Annotated in this window: 5 protein-coding genes; all 5 read left to right on the top strand. The window is 71.9% G+C overall.

Features of this window, described 5'->3' with window-relative positions; genetic code table 11:
• Window positions 1–72 precede the first annotated feature (72 nt).
• From AQ610_RS20635 to AQ610_RS20615, 5 genes are read left to right on the top strand one after another with little or no spacing between them, the layout of a single operon-like run.
• The gene (locus AQ610_RS20635) at window positions 73–6,429 is read left to right on the top strand and encodes a non-ribosomal peptide synthetase (RefSeq protein WP_006029106.1); all 6,357 of its coding nucleotides are present in this window, start codon (window positions 73–75) and stop codon (window positions 6,427–6,429) included.
• The gene (locus tag AQ610_RS20630; RefSeq protein ID WP_006029107.1) at window positions 6,426–7,658 is read left to right on the top strand and encodes an MFS transporter; all 1,233 of its coding nucleotides are present in this window, start codon (window positions 6,426–6,428) and stop codon (window positions 7,656–7,658) included. The genes AQ610_RS20635 and AQ610_RS20630 overlap by 4 nt, the downstream gene beginning before the upstream one ends.
• Window positions 7,651–17,385 carry a type I polyketide synthase gene (locus tag AQ610_RS20625; RefSeq protein ID WP_006029108.1) on the top strand — a complete coding sequence of 3,245 codons (9,735 nt, stop codon included), beginning with the start codon at window positions 7,651–7,653 and terminating at the stop codon, window positions 17,383–17,385. Before AQ610_RS20630 ends, AQ610_RS20625 begins: the two co-directional genes overlap by 8 nt.
• Window positions 17,382–18,500 (top strand): thiazolinyl imide reductase, encoded by a 1,119-nt coding sequence (locus AQ610_RS20620; protein WP_006029109.1) that lies wholly within the window; start codon window positions 17,382–17,384, stop codon window positions 18,498–18,500. The genes AQ610_RS20625 and AQ610_RS20620 overlap by 4 nt, the downstream gene beginning before the upstream one ends.
• Window positions 18,497–19,264, top strand: coding sequence for a thioesterase II family protein (locus tag AQ610_RS20615; protein ID WP_006029110.1), 768 nt, complete (start codon window positions 18,497–18,499; stop codon window positions 19,262–19,264). The genes AQ610_RS20620 and AQ610_RS20615 overlap by 4 nt, the downstream gene beginning before the upstream one ends.
• The last annotated feature ends 13 nt before the right edge of the window (window positions 19,265–19,277 follow it).

The raw sequence follows: 19,277 nt of genomic DNA, 5'->3' as shown, positions 1-19,277 counted from the left end.
GGCGGCGTATGCGTCGACGGGGTGTCTTTGCGTTCAGGGTTTCGCATCACAACCGACTCGGGATCTTCATTCATGTCCGACCTTCATACGAGCCTCGCCCCCGATCCAGCCGTCGAAGCCGGTTGCATCGCGCTCGACGGCGCATCGCTGCGCGGCGAGCTTGCCGCCGATCTGTCCGTCGACCCCGAACAACTGGACGCCGACGCCAACCTGCTGCAACTGGGCCTCGACTCGATGCGCCTGATGGCGTGGCTGAACCGGCTGCGCGCGCGCGGCCACACGCTGACGCTGCGCGAGCTGTACCGCGAGCCGACGCTCGCCGGCTGGCTCGCGCTGATGCGGCGCAGCCCCGCGCGCGTCGCCGAGCGGCCCGCCGCGCCGCAGGCATGGCCGACGATGCGCGACGGCGAACCGTTCGCGCTCACGCCCGTCCAGCATGCGTATCTCGTCGGCCGCGCCGCGCAGCAGCCGCTCGGCGGCGTCGGCTGCCATCTGTATCAGGAGTTCGACGGCGCGGGGCTCACGCCGGACAGGCTGGAATCCGCCGTCCGCGCGCTGATCGCCCGCCATCCGATGCTGAGCGTCGCATTCCGCGCGGACGGCCGCCAGCAATGGCGTGCGGGTTCGAGCTGGCCCGGCGTCGCCGTGCACGATTTGCGCGCCTGCGGCGATGCGGAACGCGAGCACGCGCTCGCCGCATTGCGCGAACGCCTCGGCCATCGCGTGCTCGACGTCGAGCACGGCGAGACGTTCGACTTCCAGTTGTCGCTGCTTCCCGGCGGGCGGCACCGCCTGCACGTCGACCTCGATCTGCTCGTGCTCGACGCGGCGAGCTTCACGCTGGTGTTCGACGAGCTCGCGGCGCTCGCCAGCGGCCGCGCGTTGCCGGACATCGGCAGCGGTTACGACTTTCGCAGCTACGTCGCGCATCTGCAGCACGACAGCGCGGCCGCGCGCGAAGCGGCGCAGCGTTACTGGCGCGCGAAGCTGCCCGAACTGCCGGCCGCGCCGCGTCTGCCGCTCGCCCAGGAGCCCGAGCGCGTCGCGCCGGTTCGCTTCAGCCGCCGCCGCGCGGCGCTCGGCGAGGCCGACTGGCGCGCGTTCAAGGCGCAGGCGAGCGCGTGCGGCGTCACGCCGACGATGGCGCTCGCGACGTGCTTCGGCGCGGTGCTCGCGCGCTGGAGCGGCGAGCCACGCCTGCTGCTGAACCTGACGCTGTTCGATCGACAGCCGCTCGATCCGGCCGTCGAGCGGATGATCGCCGATTTCACGAACATCCTGCTGATCGATCTCGCCGCCGAAGGCGCGCCGTTCGACTCGCTCGCGCGCGCGAACCAGGCGACGTTCGCCGACGCATACGAGCATCGCCACTGGTCGGGCGTCGAGCTGCTGCGCGAGCTGCGCAAGGAACAGCGTCATCCGCACGGCGCGCCCGTCGTGTTCACGAGCAATCTCGGCCGCCCGCTGTACGGCCGCGACACCGCCGCCGCGCTCGGCGAGCCCAGGTGGGGCATCTCGCAAACGCCGCAAGTATGGATCGACCATCTCGCGTTCGAACACGGCGCGTCGGCATGGCTGCAGTGGGACAGCGTCGACGCGCTCTTTCCGGCGAGCCTCGTCGATGCGCTGTTCGATGCGTACGTCGCGCTCGTGCGGCATCTCGTGCGTGACGCCAGCGCCTGGCGCAAGCCGCTGCCCGATCCGATGCCCGACGCGCAGCGCGCGGTCCGCGCGCGCGTCAACGACACCGCGCGGCCGGTGCCGGACGGTTGCCTGCACGACGGCTTCTTCCACGCGGCCGGGCGCGCGCCCGACGCCGTCGCGCTGATCCATCGCGACGCGCGAATCAGCTACGCGACGCTCGCCGAACAGGCGCGCCGCTGCGCGGGCGCGCTCGCGGCGTGCGGCGTGGAAGCGGGCGATACGGTCGCCGTCAGCATGTCGAAGGGCATCGGGCAGATCGTCGCGGTGCTCGGCGTGTTGCACGTGGGCGCGGTCTACGTTCCCGTGCCGCTCGACCAGCCGGAAGAACGCCGCCGCAAGATCTACGACGACGCTCGCGTGAAGCGGGTGCTCGTCTGCCGCGACGATCCGGCGGCGATCGCGGCGCCGGACGATCCGGCGCGCTATCTCGCGTGGCAGGACGCCGTCGCGGCCGACGCGCTGCGCGATCCCGTCGCGGTCGATCCGCGCACGCCGGCGTACGTGATCTACACGTCCGGCTCGACCGGCACGCCGAAGGGCGTCGTGATCTCGCATCGCGGCGCGCTCAACACATGCGCGGAGCTGAACCGGCGCTACCGCGTCGGCGCGGGCGATCGCGTGCTCGCGCTGTCCGCGCTGCACTTCGATCTGTCGGTCTACGACATCTTCGGCGTGCTCGCGGCGGGCGGCGCGCTCGTACTGGTCGACGAAGCGCAGCGGCGCGATCCGGCCGTCTGGTGCGAACTGCTCGACCGCCATCGCGTGACCGTATGGAACAGCGTGCCCGCGCTGTTCGACATGCTCGTCACGTACGCCGAAGGCTTGGGGCTGCGCGCGCCGTCGAACCTGCGCGTCGCGATGTTGTCCGGCGACTGGATCGGTCTGGATCTGCCTGCGCGCTACCGTGCGTTTCGCGCGGACGGCGAGCTCGTCGCCATGGGCGGCGCGACCGAGGCGTCGATCTGGTCGAACGCCTACGACGTCGGCGACGTGCCGCCGCCCTGGCGCTCGATCCCTTATGGCTATCCGCTCGCGAACCAGCGCTATCGCGTCGTCGACGAGCAGGGCCGCGATTGCCCGGACTGGGTGCCGGGCGAGCTGTGGATCGGCGGCGAAGGCGTCGCGCTCGGCTACTTCAACGACGCCGAACGCACCGCGCGGCAATTCGTCGACGACGCGAGCGGCCGCTGGTATCGGACGGGCGATCACGGCTGCTACTGGCCCGACGGCACACTGGAATTTCTCGGCCGGCGCGACAAGCAGGTGAAGATCGGCGGCTACCGGATCGAGCTCGGCGAGATCGACGCGGCGCTCAATCGCATCGACGGCGTCAAGACCGGCATCGCGCTCGCGGTCGGCGAACGCGACAAATCGCTTGCGGCGTTCGTCGTGCCGTCAGGCGACGCGCTGTTCGACGAACGGCGCGCGGGTCCGGCATGGCCGTCCGACTTTCGCGCGCTGTTCGCGCCCGCGGGCGATTGCGGCTCCGCTCGGGAAGCCGATCCGGACGCGGATGCGGATGCGGACACACACGCAGGCCGCGCCATCGACGCCATCGGCAACGCGAGCGCAAGCGCGGACGCCAGCCGCGACGCCGACACCGACACCGACGCGAAGTCCGACGTGGCCATCGAACATCTCGTCGCCGATTTCCTGCACGACCATCTGCAACGCGAAGGCGTGACCTTCGACGCGCCGCTCGACGTCGACACGGCGCTCGCGCGCTATCGCGCGCAGCCGGCGTGGCGTGCGCTGTTCGCGCGCTGGCTCGCGCTGCTGGCCGCGCACGGCCGCCTCGCCGAACGGGACGGCGCGTATCGCCGCGGCCCGCGCTACGACCACGCGCGCCGCCGGCCGCGCGCCGACGACCCGCTCTTCACGACCGCCGACGCGCTGCTCACTCACCACGACGCGCTCGGCGCGATCCTGCGCGGGCTGCGCCCGGCGCACACGCTGCTCGACCATCCGTTCTGGTCGCCGGAATCGCTGCTGCTGCGCAGCGATGGCGCCGGGCAAGCGATCGATGCGCTCGCCACCGCGGTCGCGGCGCTATCCCGCTCGCTGGGGCGGCCCGCACGGCTCGTCGAGATCGGCGCGCGCAGCGGCCTGTTCGGCGAAGCGCTGCTGCGCCGCCTCGACGCACAACGGCTGGCCTACACGGCCATCGACGCGTCGCAGGACATGGTGCTGCGCGCGCAGGCGCGCCTCGCCGCGTTCCCGCATGCGCAAGCGCGGCGCGCGGACCCCGCGTCGCTGAACGATCTCGCGCACGGCGCCGACGTGGTCTGGGCCAACAACGCGCTGCACCGCCTCGGCGATGCGGCGCTCGACGAACTCGCCGGGCTGGCCGCGCCGTCGGCGCTCGTCTACGTGACCGAGCTGCGCGATGCATCGGCGCTCGCGCTCGTCAGCGCCGACCTGCTCGCGGGCGGCGCCGCCGCGCAGCACAGCCTGCGCCGCGCGGAAGACTGGCGACATGCATTCGACGATCGCGCGCTCGCGTGCGAGCAGTCGGACGACGTCGGCGCGCACCGGCGCTTCGTGCTGCGCGCGCCCGCCATCGTGCGCACGCCCGATCCGCGAAAGCTGAGCGCGGCGCTCGCCGCGCATCTGCCGTCCTACATGCTGCCGCAGCGCCTCTATTTCATCGACGCCCTGCCGCTCACCGCGAACGGCAAGATCGACCACAAGGCGCTGCTGGCCCGCTGCGCGCCCGCCGCCGCTGTCGCCGATGCCGACGCCGACGCCGCGCGGCAAGCGCCGCAGGGCGACGCCGAAACGGCCGTCGCCGCGCTGTGGCAACGCTTGCTGCAAGTCGACGCGGTGCATCGGCACAGCCACTTCCTGCAGCTCGGCGGCGACAGCCTGCTCGCGACGCGCCTGATCGGCGAACTTGATCGGGCAGGCTACACGGCGCGGCTCGGCGATCTGTTCGACTACCCGACGCTCGCCGCCTTCGCCGCGACGCTGCGCCCGCGCATCGAGCCGGCAACTGACGCGCTGCGGCCCGACGCCGCGTCGCGCTTCCAGCCGTTCCCGCTCACCGACGTCCAGCAGGCGTATCTCGTCGGCCGCCAGGCCGGCTTCGCGCTGGGCGGCGTCGGCTCGCACTTCTTCGTCGAATTCGAAGTCGAGCGGCTCGACGTCGTGCGTTTCGAAGCGGCGTGGAACCGCCTGATCGCGCGCCACGACATGCTGCGCGCGGTCGTCCGCGACGGCCGGCAGCAGGTGCTCGCCGAAGCGCCGCCGTTCGCGTTGACGCGCCATCGCGTCACGAGCCTCGACGGTCCCGACGCCGCCGCGCTGCGCGAGCGGCTCGCGCATCAGGTCCTCGATCCCGCGCGCTGGCCCGTGTTCGACGTGCAAGCAGCCGAGGACGGCGGCGAGCGCAGCCGGCTCTACGTGTGTCTCGACAATCTGATGCTCGACGGTCTCAGCATGCAGATCCTGCTCGCCGAGCTCGAGCAACTGTATGTCGCGCCCGAACGCGCGCTGCCGCCGCTCGACATCGGCTTTCGCGATTACGTGACGCACGTCGCTGGCCGGCGCGCCAGCGAAGCGTCGCTCGCCTACTGGCAGCGCCGGCTCGACGGCCTGCCCTCCGCGCCGCAACTGCCGCTTCGCCGCACGCCCGCGGAAATCGGGACGCCGCGCTTCATGCGGCTGTCGGCGCGCCTGTCGCGCGCGCAATGGCACGCGCTGAAGGCGAGCGCCGGCGCGGCGAGCCTGACGCCGTCGGCCCTGCTGCTCGCCGCGTATTCGGCCGTGCTGTCCGCGTGGAGCGCGCAGCGCGAGCTGTGCGTGAACCTCACGCTGTTCGATCGGCAGCCGGTGCATCCGCAGATCGAGCAGGTGCTCGGCGACTTCACGTCGCTGCTGTTGCTCGCGTGGCAGCCCGCGAACGACTGGCTCGGGAGCGCGCAGCGGCTGCAGCAGCGGCTGTGGCAAGACCTCGCGCACCGCGACGTGTCGGCGCTCTGGGTGATGCGCCAGCTCGCGCAGCGGCACGGCCGGGCCGCCGCCGAGATGCCGGTCGTGTTCACGAGCGCGCTCGGCTTCGATCACGACCGCTTCCTCGCCCATGCGTCGTGGCTCGAACCGCGCTCGGGCATCTCGCAGACGCCGCAGGTATGGCTCGATCACCAGGTCTACGAATCGGAAGGCGAGCTGCGCTTCAACTGGGATGCGGTCGAAGCGCTGTTCGAGCCCGATCGGTTGCGCGCGATGTTCGATCAGTACGTCGCGCTGCTGCAGCGGCTCGCGACCGACGCATCGGCGTGGCGGCTGCCGCTCGACGTCCTCGTGCCGCGTGTCGGCCAGGCCGGCGCGCGGTCGATGCACGGCGGGGGCGCCGTCGGCTCCGCCGCCGCCGCGCCCGCGGCGCCGATCACCGCGCTTCGCGACGACGCGCCGGTCGACGCCGCGCTCGTCGGCCGGCTGCGCCAGCATTTCGAACAGACGCTCGGCCTGCCGATCGCCGCGCGACAGAGCTTCTTCGAAGCCGGCGCGTCGTCGCTCGAACTCGTCCAATGGCACGTCAAGCTTCGGCACGCGGGCTACGCGTCGCTCGCGGTGACGGATCTCTTCACGCATGCGTCGCCGCACGCGCTCGCCGCGCATCTCGGCGGCGCGCACGCGCCGGCCCAGGCCGACGACGCGAACCGGCGCGCGCTCCTCGACCAACGCAGAGCGAAGCTGCAGCGCCGGCGAGGAGCCGCCGCATGAAGCGCTATCTGCCGTACTGGTCGTACTACGCGCACCAGGGCATGGTCAGCGCGCTGACGATGCAGGGCGTCGTCGGCTACTTCCGGCACGCGGGGGCCGACCTCGCCCAGTTGAGCTGGCTGTCGCTCGCGATGCTGCCCTGGGTCGGCAAATTCCTGTGGGCGCCGTGGTGCGAGCGTCACGCGCTGCCGCTGCGCGGCAACCGCTATCAGGGCAGTCTCGCGCTGCTGCAACTCGGCATGGCGGCCCTCATCGCGTGCATCGGCTTGCTGCCGCCGGCGCACGCGGCGGGCGCGATCGTCGTGTCGCTGATGCTGCTGTCGCTGCTGTCCGCGAGCCACGGCATCTACGCGAACGGCATCGCGATCTGCACGACCGACGCCCGCAGCCGCCCGTTCGCGAACGTCGCGCAAGTCGGCGGCAGCTATCTGGGGATTCCGCTCGGTTCGTTCCTGTTCCTCGCGATCGCCGAGCGCGCCGGCTGGCGCTGCGGCTTCGCGGGCATCGCCGCGCTGTCGCTGCTGCTGCTGATTCCGTCGCTGCTGATCCGCCAGCCGATGCTGGCCGCGCCCGTCGGCTCGGCGCGCCCGCGCCTGCACTGGCGCAATCTGCGCGGGATCGGGCCCGCGCTCGCGCTGACCGCGATCTACCTCGTCGCGATGCGCGGGCTGATGGCGCTGCAGACCGTGCTGCTCGTCGATGCGGGGCTCGGCCTGAGCGCGCTCGGCGAAGTCGTCACGATCTACAGCACGGTCGCGAGCGGCGCCGGCATCGCGCTCGGCGGCTGGGCCATGCGCCGTTTCGGCGCGTGGCGGTGCGTGCTGCCCGTCATGCTGTCGTTCCCGCTGCTCGCGGGCGTGCTCGCCATCGGCTATCCCCGCTTCGGCATACGCGAATGGACGCTCGCATTCGGCTTCGTCAACGTCGCGGCGGCGATCGGCTTCGTCACGCTCTACAACGTGCTGATGGGACTTACCCGCCCTCACCAGCCGGCATCCGACTACGCGCTGTTCCAGTCGACCGACATGGCCGTCGCCATGCTGATGTCGATGGCCGTCCTGCGCGTCAGCCACGCCGTCGGCTATCGCCCGGTGCTCGCGTTGCTCGCCGCGCTCGCCGTCGCGAGCCTGTGGCCCGCGATCCGGCTGTGCGGCCGGCTCGCGCAGCCGGCCGCACCCGCGCCTTCGCCCGCCGCCAACGAACCTTCTCTCGAAACCAGTCATGGATAAAGCCACCTCGTCCGCTCGCCCGGCCGCGGATCTCGACGCGCTGCTCGCGACGCATTACCCGAACGGCGAGCCGATCGCCGTGATCGGCCACGCGTGCCGCTTTCCGGAAGCGGACGACAGCGACGCGTTCTGGCGCAACCTGCTCGCCGGCGCCGAATGCAGCCGCCGCTTCACGCGGCAGGCGTTGCTCGACGCGGGCCTCGACGCCGCGACGATCGACGCGCCGAACTTCGTCAACGTCGGCGCCGTCGTGCGCGACGCCGACGCGTTCGATGCCGCGCTGTTCGGCTATTCCCGTCAGGAAGCCGAATCGATCGACCCGCAGCAGCGCCTCTTCCTGCAGATCGTCTGGCACGCGCTCGAGCACGCGGGCTACGCGCCGCGCGACGTCCCGCACCGCACCGGCGTGTTCGGGTCCGCGCGCATCAGCACGTATCCGGGCAGGGAGCCGCTGCGGATCGCCGAAGTCGCGCAGGTCAAGGGCCTGCAGTCGCTGATGGGCAACGACAAGGACTATGTCGCGACGCGCGTCGCGTACAAGCTGAACCTGCGCGGACCGGCGCTCGCCGTGCAGACCGCGTGCTCGAGCTCGCTCGTCGCCGCGCACCTGGCTTGCGAAAGCCTGCGCGCCGGCGAATGCGACATGGCCGTCGCGGGCGGCGTGGCCGTATCGTTTCCGCAGCACGCGGGCTATCTGCATCAGCCGGGCATGATCTTCTCGCCGGACGGCCGCTGCCGGCCGTTCGACGCCGACGCGCAAGGCACGTTCGCCGGCAACGGCGTCGGCGCGGTCGTGCTGCGTCGGCTCGGCGACGCGCTGCGCGACGGCGACCCCGTCGTCGCGGTGCTGCTCGGCAGCGCGATCAACAACGACGGCGACCGCAAGGTCGGCTACACCGCGCCGTCGGCGGCCGGACAGCGCGACGCGATCCGCGACGCGCTGATGCTCGCGGGCGTCGACAGCACGCAGATCGGCCTCGTCGAGGCGCACGGCACCGGCACGCCGCTCGGCGATCCGGTCGAGCTCGAAGCGCTGCGCGGCGTCTTTCATCGGGCGGGCGAAGGGCCGCGCTGCGCGCTCGGCTCGGTCAAGAGCAACATCGGGCATCTCGATACGGCGGCCGGCATCGCGAGCCTCCTGAAAGCCGTGCTCGCCGTCGAGCGGCGCGCGATTCCGCCGAGCCTGCACTTCCGTAAGCCGAATCCGGCGCTCGGCCTCGACAACAGCCCGTTTTACGTGCCCACCGAAGCGCAGCCCTGGGACGACGCATCGCGCGTCGCGGGCGTGTCGTCGTTCGGCATCGGCGGCACGAACTGCCATGTGGTCGTCGCGTCGCTGCCGGACGCGTTGCGCGCGGCGGTCGGCGGCGACGACCATGCGCAGCCGGACGCCGGCGCGGCGCTGCTGCTGAGCGCGGCGAGCGAGCCCGCGCTGCAACGCCTCGCGCGCGGCTACGCGGACGCGCTGCGGCATGCGGGCGCGCGCGACTTGCTCCATACCGCGCTGCGCGGACGGCAGCTCGACCTGCCGCACCGGCTCGCGGTGCCGTTCTGCGAAGAAACCGTCGCGGCGCTCGACGCGTTCGCGCTGGGCGAAGACGATGCGCTCGTCCATCGCGGCAGCGGCGAAGCCGGGCAAATGGTCTGGCTTTTCACGGGCCAGGGCTCGCACTGGCCCGGCATGGGACAGGCGCTCTATCGGCAATCGCCCGCGTTCGCCGCGTGTCTCGACCGCTGCTTCGCGGCCTGCGACGGCGAGCTCGACGTCCCGCTGCGCGACGCGATGTCCGGCGAGCGCGGCGATCTGCTCGAACGGATGGACTACGCGCAACCCGCGATCGTCGCATTCGAGCTCGCGATGGCCGCGCACTGGCGCGCACTCGGTCTCGAGCCGCAGATCGTGATCGGTCATTCGGTCGGCGAATACGCGGCCGCGGTCGTCGCCGGACACTACGAGATCGAGCAGGCGATGCCGCTCGTCCGGCTGCGCGGCGCGCTGATGCAGCGCTGCGCGGAGGGCGCGATGCTCGCCGCATTCGCGTGCGCCGACGAATTGCTGCCGCTCGCCAGGCAAGCCGGCGTCGACGTCGCCGCGCATAACGGCGAGCGTCATCTCGTGTTCTCCGGCCGTCGCGATGCAGTCGACGCGCTCGCCGCCGCGCTCGCCGCGAAAGACATCCGCCACGCGCGGCTCACGGTCCCGGGCGCCGCGCATTCGGCGCTGCTCGATCCGGTGCTCGACACGTTCGAACGCGCGGCTGCGCAACTGCATGCGGCGCCCGGCCGCGTGCAGCTCGTGTCGACGCTGCTCGGCGGGCCGATCGACGCCGATGGGCTCAACGCGCACGGCTATTGGCGCCGGCACATGCGCGAACCGGTCCGTTACGCCGACGCGGTCCGTCACGCGATCGCACAGGGCGCGGGCGTGTTTCTCGAACTCGGGCCCGATGCGCAACTGACGGGGATCGGCCTGCGCGAGTCGCCTCAACGCGCGCGCTGGATCGCGAGCGCGCGCCGACAACAGCCCGCGCTCGCGCAAACGCGGCAAGCGACGCTCGAACTCTATGCGGCGGGCGTCGCGCTGCCGTGGGCGAACGTGCTGCCTTCGTCCGGCCGCAAGCTGCACGCGCCGCGCTATCCGTTCGATGCCGAACGCTATTGGCGCGATGCGCAGCCGGCAGCCGTCACACCGCCCGCGGCGCACGGCGGCGATGTCGACCCGGCGCTCGCCGAAGGCCGGCGGGTCGCGGCCGCAGCCGCCGCATCGCTCGATCTGCCGCGCCTGCAACGGCTCTACGACTGTGTCACGCAGTTGCATGCGATCTACGTCGATCGGCTCGTGCGCCGCTGCATCGGCGAGCGCTTCGACGAGGGCGCGACCGCGCTCGACATCCTGCGCGCGGGCCGTCTGCTGCCGCGCCATCGCCAGTTGCTCGTGCGGCTCCTGAATGCGTGCGTCGAAGACGGCTACTACCGCCGCGACAACGACCGCTACGCGCCCGCGCTCGCGGCGCCCCACGCGGAACGCGACGCGCTGCTGCAGATCCTGCGCGACTGCTGCGAAGGCTTCGACGTGATCGCCGATACCGTCGCGCGCGCGGGAGACAGCCTGCACGCGATGATGAGCGGCGACATCGAGCCGGTCGCGGTGATCTTCCCGGACAGCGCGTCGAGCGGCGTCGAAGTGCTGTATCAGGAATTCAGCTTCGGGCGCTATTTCAACCAGATCGCAGCGGGCGTCGTCGCGGGGCTCGTCCGCGAGCGGCAGACGAACCGTCGCCGGCACCGCCCATTCCGGATTCTCGAAGTCGGCGGCGGCACCGGCGGCACGACCGCGTGGCTGCTGCCGGAACTCGACGGCGAGCCGAACGTCCGCTACGACTTCACCGACATCTCGCCGATTTTCACGCGGCGCGCCGAGCAGAAATTCGCCGCTCACGAAGGCGTCGACTATCGCGTGTTCGATCTGCAAAAAGACGCGCATGCGCAAGGCTTCGAAGCGGGCGCATACGACCTGATCGTCGCGGCCAACGTGATCCATGCGACGCAGCACGTCGGCCGCGCGCTCGCGAACCTCGCGCCGCTGCTGAAGCCGGGCGGCCGTCTGCTGATGCGCGAGATCACGCGGCCGATGCGCCTCTTCGATTTCGTATTCGGCCCGCTCGTGCTGCCGCTGCACGACGAGGACGCGCGCGGCGGCGAGCTGTTCCTGTCGACCGCGCGCTGGAAGGAACAATGCGTCGCGGCGGGCTTCGAGCGCATCGACTGGCTGCCGGACGACGGCGCGCCGACGTCGGGCATCAGCGAGCACATCGTGCTCGCGACCGCGCCGGGCCGCTCGGCGGGCGTCGCGCCGTGGCTCGCCGACGACGCCGATCCGCTGCTCGGTCAGCCGCTCACCGACGACGGCGTGTATCTCGCCGACTGGTCCGATTGCGCGGGCCGGCGCGAGGCATGGCAGCAACGGCTCGCGCGGAGCGGCGCGGAACTGGCGGGCCGCCACGGCGGCGGCCAGGCGGCTCCGACGATTCGCGCGCCCGAGCGCGCGCCGGCGTGGCTGACGCTCGTGCGCCTGCGCTGGTGCGCCAGTCCGTTCGGCGCGGCGCGGATCGCGCTCGACGCGCGCGACGAATCCGGCGCATGGCGGCCGCTCGACGCCGACTCCCCCGAAGACGGCCTGCCCGCGCCGCTGCCTGCGCGCGATACGCATTACGGCTGGCAGTGGCGGCCCGTGTCCGATGCGTCGCCAGATGCGAACGGCATCGCATTGCACGCCGCGTCGGCGCCGTTCGCCGATGCGCTGCGCGACGCGGGCATGCCGATCGCGCCGCACGCGGATCGCCGATTGTTCATCCTCGATCCGGATGAGAAGCCGCTACAGGCGATCGCGCCGGCATTGCTCGACGCGCTGTCCGAAGCAAGCCGCGCGCCGCTCGTCGTCGTGACCCGCGGCGCATGGAAGGTCCACGCCGACGATCTCGTCGACCCCGCGCATCGCGCCGCGTGGGGGCTGCTGCGCGTCGCGGCCGCCGAACGGCCGGACCGCATGCTCGCCGCGATCGACCTGCATCCGGCCGCCGCGTGGCGCGATCTGCTGCCGGCGCTCGATGCGCTCGGCAGCGGCGCTCGCTGGCTCGCGGTCCGCGATGGCCGCGCGCATGCACCATCGCTCGCGGCGGAACCCTACGTCGCGCCCGCGCTGCCCGCCGGCGCGCTCGCCGGCGAACGCTGGCACGTCGTCACCGGCGCGTTCGGCGGCCTCGGCCGGCTGAGCGTGCGCTGGCTCGCGCGCCACGGCGCACGCCGCATCGCGCTCGTCGCGCCTCGCGCGCATGACGACTGGTCTGCGTTCCAGCATGAAGTCGAAGCGCTCCATGCATGCAAATTGCGCTGGGTGCGCTGCGACATCGCCGAACCCGCGCAGTTGACGGCGGCGCTGCACGCGCTGCACGCGGATGGCGGCGTCGCGGGCGCGATCCATGCGGCCGGCATCCTCGACGATGCGCCGCTCGCCACGCTCGACGCCGAACGCATCGCGCCCGTGCTCGCGGTGAAGGCCGACGCGGCGCGCGTGCTGCGCGACTGGCTCGGCGCGCACGACGCGCGCTATCTGCTTTTCTATTCGTCGGCGGCCGCCGCGCTCGGCGCGCCGGGACAAGGCGCGCACGCGTTCGCGAGCGCCTATCTCGACGGGCTCGCCGAAGCGCGCGCAAGCGGCGAAACGCCGGCGGTGATCTCCATCGCGTGGGGCGCATGGGGCGAAGCCGGACGCGCGGCCGAGCCCGCATTGCAACACAAGCTCGCGGAGAGCGGGATGGGCGTGCTGTCGAGCGCGGAAGGCCTGTGGCATCTGGAACAGGCCGTGATGCGCGGCGCGCCATACCGGCTCGCGATGCGCGTGCTGCGCGAGCGGCTCGACGCCGGCCGCCGCGCGCTGTTCGACGCCGGCGCCGATACGCCATCCGCGCGGCTCGCGCGCTCGCCGACGGCGGCCTCCCGCGCCGCTTCGGCGGCGCCCGCCGCCGCGCGCCCCGATCCGCGCGATGCCGATGCCGTCCGCCAATGGTTGACGGCGCGCATCGCCGCGCAACTGAAGCTCGACGATCTCGCTCAACTCACGCCGAAACGCGATCTGCTGAAGCTCGGCCTCGATTCGCTGCTGTTCCTCGAATTGCGGAGCGCGGTCGAATCGCAGCTCGGCGTCAAGCTCGACGCCGAGCGCGCGTATCGCGACATGACGGTCGCCGGAATCGGCCGGCTGATCGTCGAATCCGCGCCCGCCGACGCCAGCGCGCCCGCTTCGGACGCCGGCGCGCTCATCCACGATCCCGCGAACCGCTTCGAGCCGTTCCCGTTGACGCCGATCCAGCATGCGTACTGGCTCGGCCGCACCGATCTGATCGCGTACGGCGGCGTCGCGTGTCACGTGCTGTTCGAATGGGACATGCGGCGCGACACGTTCGACCTCGCACGCTTCGAGGCCGCCTGGAACGCGCTCGTCGCGCGTCACGACATGCTGCGGATGATCGTCGATTCGGACGGCCGCCAGCGCATCCTGCGCGACGTGCCCGTCTACCGGCCGCAGCGGCGCGACCTGAAGCGCCTCGCCGCCGACGATCAGGCGCGCGCGCTCGAACACACCCGCGACGAACTGTCGTACCGCGTGCTGCCCGCCGACCGCTGGCCACTGTTCGAGCTCGTCGTGACCGAGCTCGACGATGCGCGCTACCGGCTCCACATGAACCTCGACCTGCTGCTGTTCGACGTGCAGAGCTTCAAGGTGATGATGGACGACCTCGCGCGCGCCTATCGCGGCGCGGCGCTCGAACCGCTGCAGATCACGTTCCGCGACTACGTGCTCGCCGATCAGGCGCGCCGCGACGCGCCCGACTGGCAGGCATCGTGGCGCTACTGGCAACGCACGCTCCCTCAGTTGCCGCCCGCGCCCCTGCTGCCTCTCGAACCCGAACGCGCCGACCGCGCGCGGCCCCGCTTCACCACATATCAGGCGCGCCTCGAACGCGCGGACTGGGACAAGCTCAAACGCGAATGGCAGCGCTGGGGCGCGACGCCGTCGGCCGCGCTGCTCGCGCTCTTCGCGCACACGCTCGAACGCTGGAGCCGGCATCCGGATTTCACGCTGAACCTGACGTTCTTCAACCGGCGTCCCGATCATCCGCAGGTCTCCCAACTGATCGGCGATTTCACGTCGGTGCTGCTGATCGACTTCGCGCTGAACGGCGCGCCGACGCTGCGCGACACGATCGAGCGCACGCAGGAGCGGCTCTGGCAGCGCCTCGCGCACAGCCAGGTCAACGGCGTCGAGCTGATGCGCGAGCTGTCGCGCGGCCGCGCGCATGACCCTCGCCGGCCGCTGATGCCGGTCGTGTTCACGAGCATGCTGGGGATGTCGCTCGACGGCCTGAGCATCGATCAGGCGATGACGAGCCTGTTCGGCGAGCCGGTCCATGTGTTCACTCAGACGCCGCAGGTCTGGCTCGATCATCAGGTGATGGAAGTCGACGGCGATCTCGTGTTCAGTTGGTACTGCATGGACGACGTGCTCGCGCACGGCGCCGCGCAGGCGATGTTCGACGATTATCGATGCCTGCTGCGCGGAATCGCCGCGCAACCGGAACGGATGACGCAGCCTGGGCTCGCGAAACTGCGCGACGACGGCGCATGGGTGGATTTCGCGCGCCGCCGCTGGCCGCTGCATGCCGGCGATGCGGGCATGGATCTGCGCGACATCGAAGACCTGCTGCGCGCGCAGGACGGCGTATCCGACGCCGACGCGACGCTCGCCGAAGACGGTCGCACGCTCGACATCGTCGTGTCGGCCGCCGGCGCGCAGGTCGCGCCGCCGCCCGAGATCGGCGCGCCGCTGACCCTGACGTCTGCGCTGCCGATGCTCGACGCGTCGCAGCTCGCGGAAATCGATGCGACTTGGCACTGGCTCGAGGCGCGCGCGCTGCGCGGCATCGCCCGGACGCTGCATCGCCACGGCCTGTTCGCGCAGGCCGGGCAACGCCACGATCTCGACGAAGTGCAGTCGCGCCTGCGCGCGCGGCCGCAGTATCGCCGGCTCGCGCGGCAATGGCTGCTCGCGCTGGCCGAGCGCGGCTGGCTGCGCCGCGAAGGCGACGCGTTCGTCGGCGAACGGGCGCTCGATACGGTTCCCGACCCGGCCGAGGCGCTACCGCAAGCCGGCTGGAGCCGCACGCTCGGCGCCTATCTGGATACGTGCATCGCGCGTCACGATGCGCTGTTCGACGGCACGCAAGCGCCGCTCGCGCTGCTGTTCGACGACGACGATGCGATCACCCGCGCGCTGTACAGCGACAATCCGGCGATCGACTGCCTGAATCGCGGCGCCGCGCAGATCGCGCGCGCGCTCGGCGAGCGTTCGGGCGGGCTGCGCGTGCTCGAAGTCGGCGCCGGCACCGCCGCGACGACGCGCCACCTCGTGCCGGCGCTCGACGGCCGGCTGCACAGCTACCGCTTCACCGACGTGTCGACGCTGTTCCTCGACGCCGCCCGCGAGCGCTTCGCCGGCCACGCGCAGCTCGACTACGCGCGCTTCGACATCAACGCGCCGGTCGATTTCGATGCGCATCCGGAAGCAGGCTACGACATCGTCGTCGCGGTCAACGTGCTGCACGACGCGAGCGACGTCGTGCGGTCGCTGCGCTGCCTCGGGCAACTGCTGAGACCGGGCGGCCGCCTGTTGATGATCGAGGCGACCGAGCGCGACAGCGCGTTGCAGATGGCGAGCATCGGCTTCATCGAAGGCCTGAACGGCTACGACGATTTCCGCACGGCCGACGACAAGCCGATGCTCGATCTGCCGACGTGGCGCGACGCGCTCGGGCAGGCGGGCTTTTCGGTCGAACTCGCATGGCCGGAGCAGGAATGCAGCCCGCTGCGTCAGCACCTGGTGCTCGCACGCGCGACGCACGTCGGCCGGCTCGATCTCGGGGCGCTCGAACGCGGCCTGCGCGCGCGCTGCGGCGACGCGCTGCCGCCGGTGCGCATCCGGCAATGCGAACGCATCGATCGACATGCGGACCGCCACGCGGCGCGACGCGACGAAGCGAACGAAGGTGCGCCGAGCCGCGCGGCTCGCGCGTCGAACACGTCGACCGCGCCTGTCGCGCCTGTCGCGCCGCCGCGCGAGCCGCAAGCGCAAGCCGCGCTCGAACGCAGCGTCGGCGCGGTGTGGCAGGCGCTGCTGAAGTGCCCTATCCATCGCGACAGCGATTTCTTCCAATCCGGCGGCGACAGCCTGATCGCGACGCGAATGATCGCGCAGCTCAATCGCGACGGCATGCGCGGCGCGAGTCTGCAGGCGCTCTTCGCCGAACCGACGCTCGGCGCGTTCTGCGCGACGCTGAACGCGCCGCCCGCGTCCGAAGCGGCCGTGGCAGCCGATGCGGGCGGCTGCCTGGTGGCGCTCGCCGAAGGGCGCGATCCGGCGCGCGTGTTCATGTTCCACGCGTCCGACGGCGAGCTCGCCGCGTACATGCCGCTCGCGCGGCATCTGGACTGCCGCGTTCACGGCTTGCGCGCGACGGACGCGACGCTGCCCGACGATCTCGGCGCGCTCGCCGATCGCTACGTGCAAGCCATCCGCGCGTCGCAGCCGCACGGGCCGTATACGTTGATCGGGTGGTCCTATGGCGCGTCCGTCGCCGCCGAGGCCGCGCGCTTGCTGCACGAGCGCGGCGAAACGGTCGAACTCGCGCTGCTCGATCCCGTCTGCCGCGCCGATTTCGATCACGACGATCGCGCGTCGCTGCTGCGTCTGCTCGCACAAGGACACGCCGTCGTGCCGCTGCCCGACGACCTCGAACAGCTCGACGCCGACGAACAGACCGCGTGCTTCGTGCGCGCCGCGCAAACGGCCGGGCTGCTGCCGGAGCGCACGAGCGCCGCCGATGCGCAGCGCTGGCTGACGCGCGTCGGCGACCTGCTCGGCCTGCTCGCGCGCCACCACGCGCCCGCCCCGCTGCCGATCCGCTGCCTGTGGATCGCCGCCGCGCACCGCCCGCCCCGCTGGCGACCGGCCGAACTCGACTGGCAAGGCTGGGACATGCACGCGGAGCGCCACACGCTCGACGCAGACCACTGGACGCTCGTGATGGACGACGCACGAGCACAGAACGTCGCCGCCCTGTTCCGGCAGTGGCGCGACAACCCTCGCCGCCCGCAGGAGAAAGTCGCATGAAACCTCTCAACGCGCGCAACAGGCGCGTGCTCGTCGCCGGCGCAAAATTCGGCGAAATCTATCTGAATGCGTTCCTCGCGCCGCAGCCGGGGCTCGAGCTCGCGGGACTTCTCGCGAACGGCAGCCCGCGCGCGCGGCAACTGGCTCACGCGTTCGGCATTCCGCTCTACACGTCGATCGACGACGTGCCCGGCGACATCGACATCGCATGCGTGGTCGTCCGCTCGACGGTCGTCGGCGGCGCCGGCACGTCGCTCGCGCAGGCATTCCTCGAACGCGGCGCGCACGTCGTGCAGGAGCATCCGCTGCATCCGGACGACGTCGCTCGCCTGCAGCAGCTCGCCGCGCAACGCGAGCGCGCCTGTTGGGTCAACAGCTTCTATGCGCACACGCCGGCCGGCCGCTGCTGGATCGATCGCGCTCGGCGCGTGCGGCGCGCGCTCGGCGGCGAGCACGCGCACTTCGCGCATCTCGCGACGAGCCGACAGTTGCTCTACTCATCGCTCGATCTGCTGCTGCAGGCGAGCGGCGCCGTCGACGCGACGGTCGACGCCGCGGACGACGACGATCCCGCGTTCCACGCGCTGCGAATCGGCCTGCCCGGCTGCCGCGCGACGCTGCGTCTGCAAACCTATCTCGATCCCGACGATCCCGATCTGCACAGCCTCGCGATGCATCAGCTCACGCTCGGCTGGCCTTCCGGCTATCTGTCGCTCGACGCGAGCTACGGCCCGGTCGTCTGGACCGCCGCGCTATACGACCCGCAGCATCGCGACGGCAATCGCAGCGCGTACCGGACGACGGGCGCCGAAAGCGCGCATTTCGACCGGCCGCCCGCCCTGCCGCTGCATCCCGCGCCGGCAAGCTGGCGCGACGCGCTCGAAGTCGACGGCCCCGCGGGCGTCGCGCACGTGCTGCACGCGCTGCGCCGGCATCTCGACGGCGCGGCGGCGCCCGCCGCGTTCGATCCCGCCTATCAGCTCGCGCTCGCCCGCGTCTGGCAAAAGACATTGCAATGCGCGGGCCCCGCGCGCGAGCGCCGCGTCGCGCCGCCGCCGGCGATCGACCCGCGCATGCTCGTCGACGCCGCGCCCGACGAACAGGTGGCGGCATGAACGAGCGGCGGATGCTGCGCCCGTGGATCATGTCGCCGGAGCCGGCTGCGTGGCGGCTCGTCATGTGCCCGTTCGCGGGCGGCAGCAGCAGCGCATTCCGCGATTGGCGCAACGTCGACGACTTCGGCATCGACGTCTCGCTCGCGATCTATCCGGGCCGCGACCACCGGATGCGCGAGCCGGGCGCGGACGACATCGGCCGGCTCGCCGATCAGCTCGCCGACGAGCTGGTCGATGCGAAGGCGTCGCCCGGCAAGCTGATCCTCGCCGGGCACAGCATGGGCGCGCAAGTGGCGTTCGAGACCTGCGAGCGTCTCGAGCGGCGCGGCGCGCCGCCGTTCGCGCTCGTGCTGTCCGGCTGCCACGCGCCGCACCTGCAAGGGCGGCGCCTGCTCAGCCATCTCGACGACCGCGCGTTCGTCGATCAGCTCGTCGAGATCGGCGGCAGCGACGCAACGCTGCTGTCAGATCCGTCGCTGCTCGCGATCTTCCTGCCGATGCTGCGCGCCGACTTCCGGATCACCGAGGCCTATCGCCGCATGCCGCGCGCCGACCAGCGCCGCATCGACACGCCGACGCTGCTCGTCCACGGCAGCCGCGACACCGAAGCGTCGCGCGAAGAAGTCGCCGCGTGGCGCGACTGGCTGCGTCGCGCGGACGAACCGATCGCGATGCCCGGCGACCACTTCTACGTGACCCGCAGACCGCGCGCCTTTCTGCAACAGATCCTGCGCCGGCTCGAGTCGACCTCCGCGTGTGTGTGACCCTCAGAGAAGC

This window comes from Burkholderia humptydooensis (assembly GCF_001513745.1).
In the GTDB taxonomy this organism is placed as follows: Bacteria; Pseudomonadota; Gammaproteobacteria; order Burkholderiales; family Burkholderiaceae; genus Burkholderia; species Burkholderia humptydooensis.
This window is presented reverse-complemented; position numbering and strand designations above follow the sequence as displayed.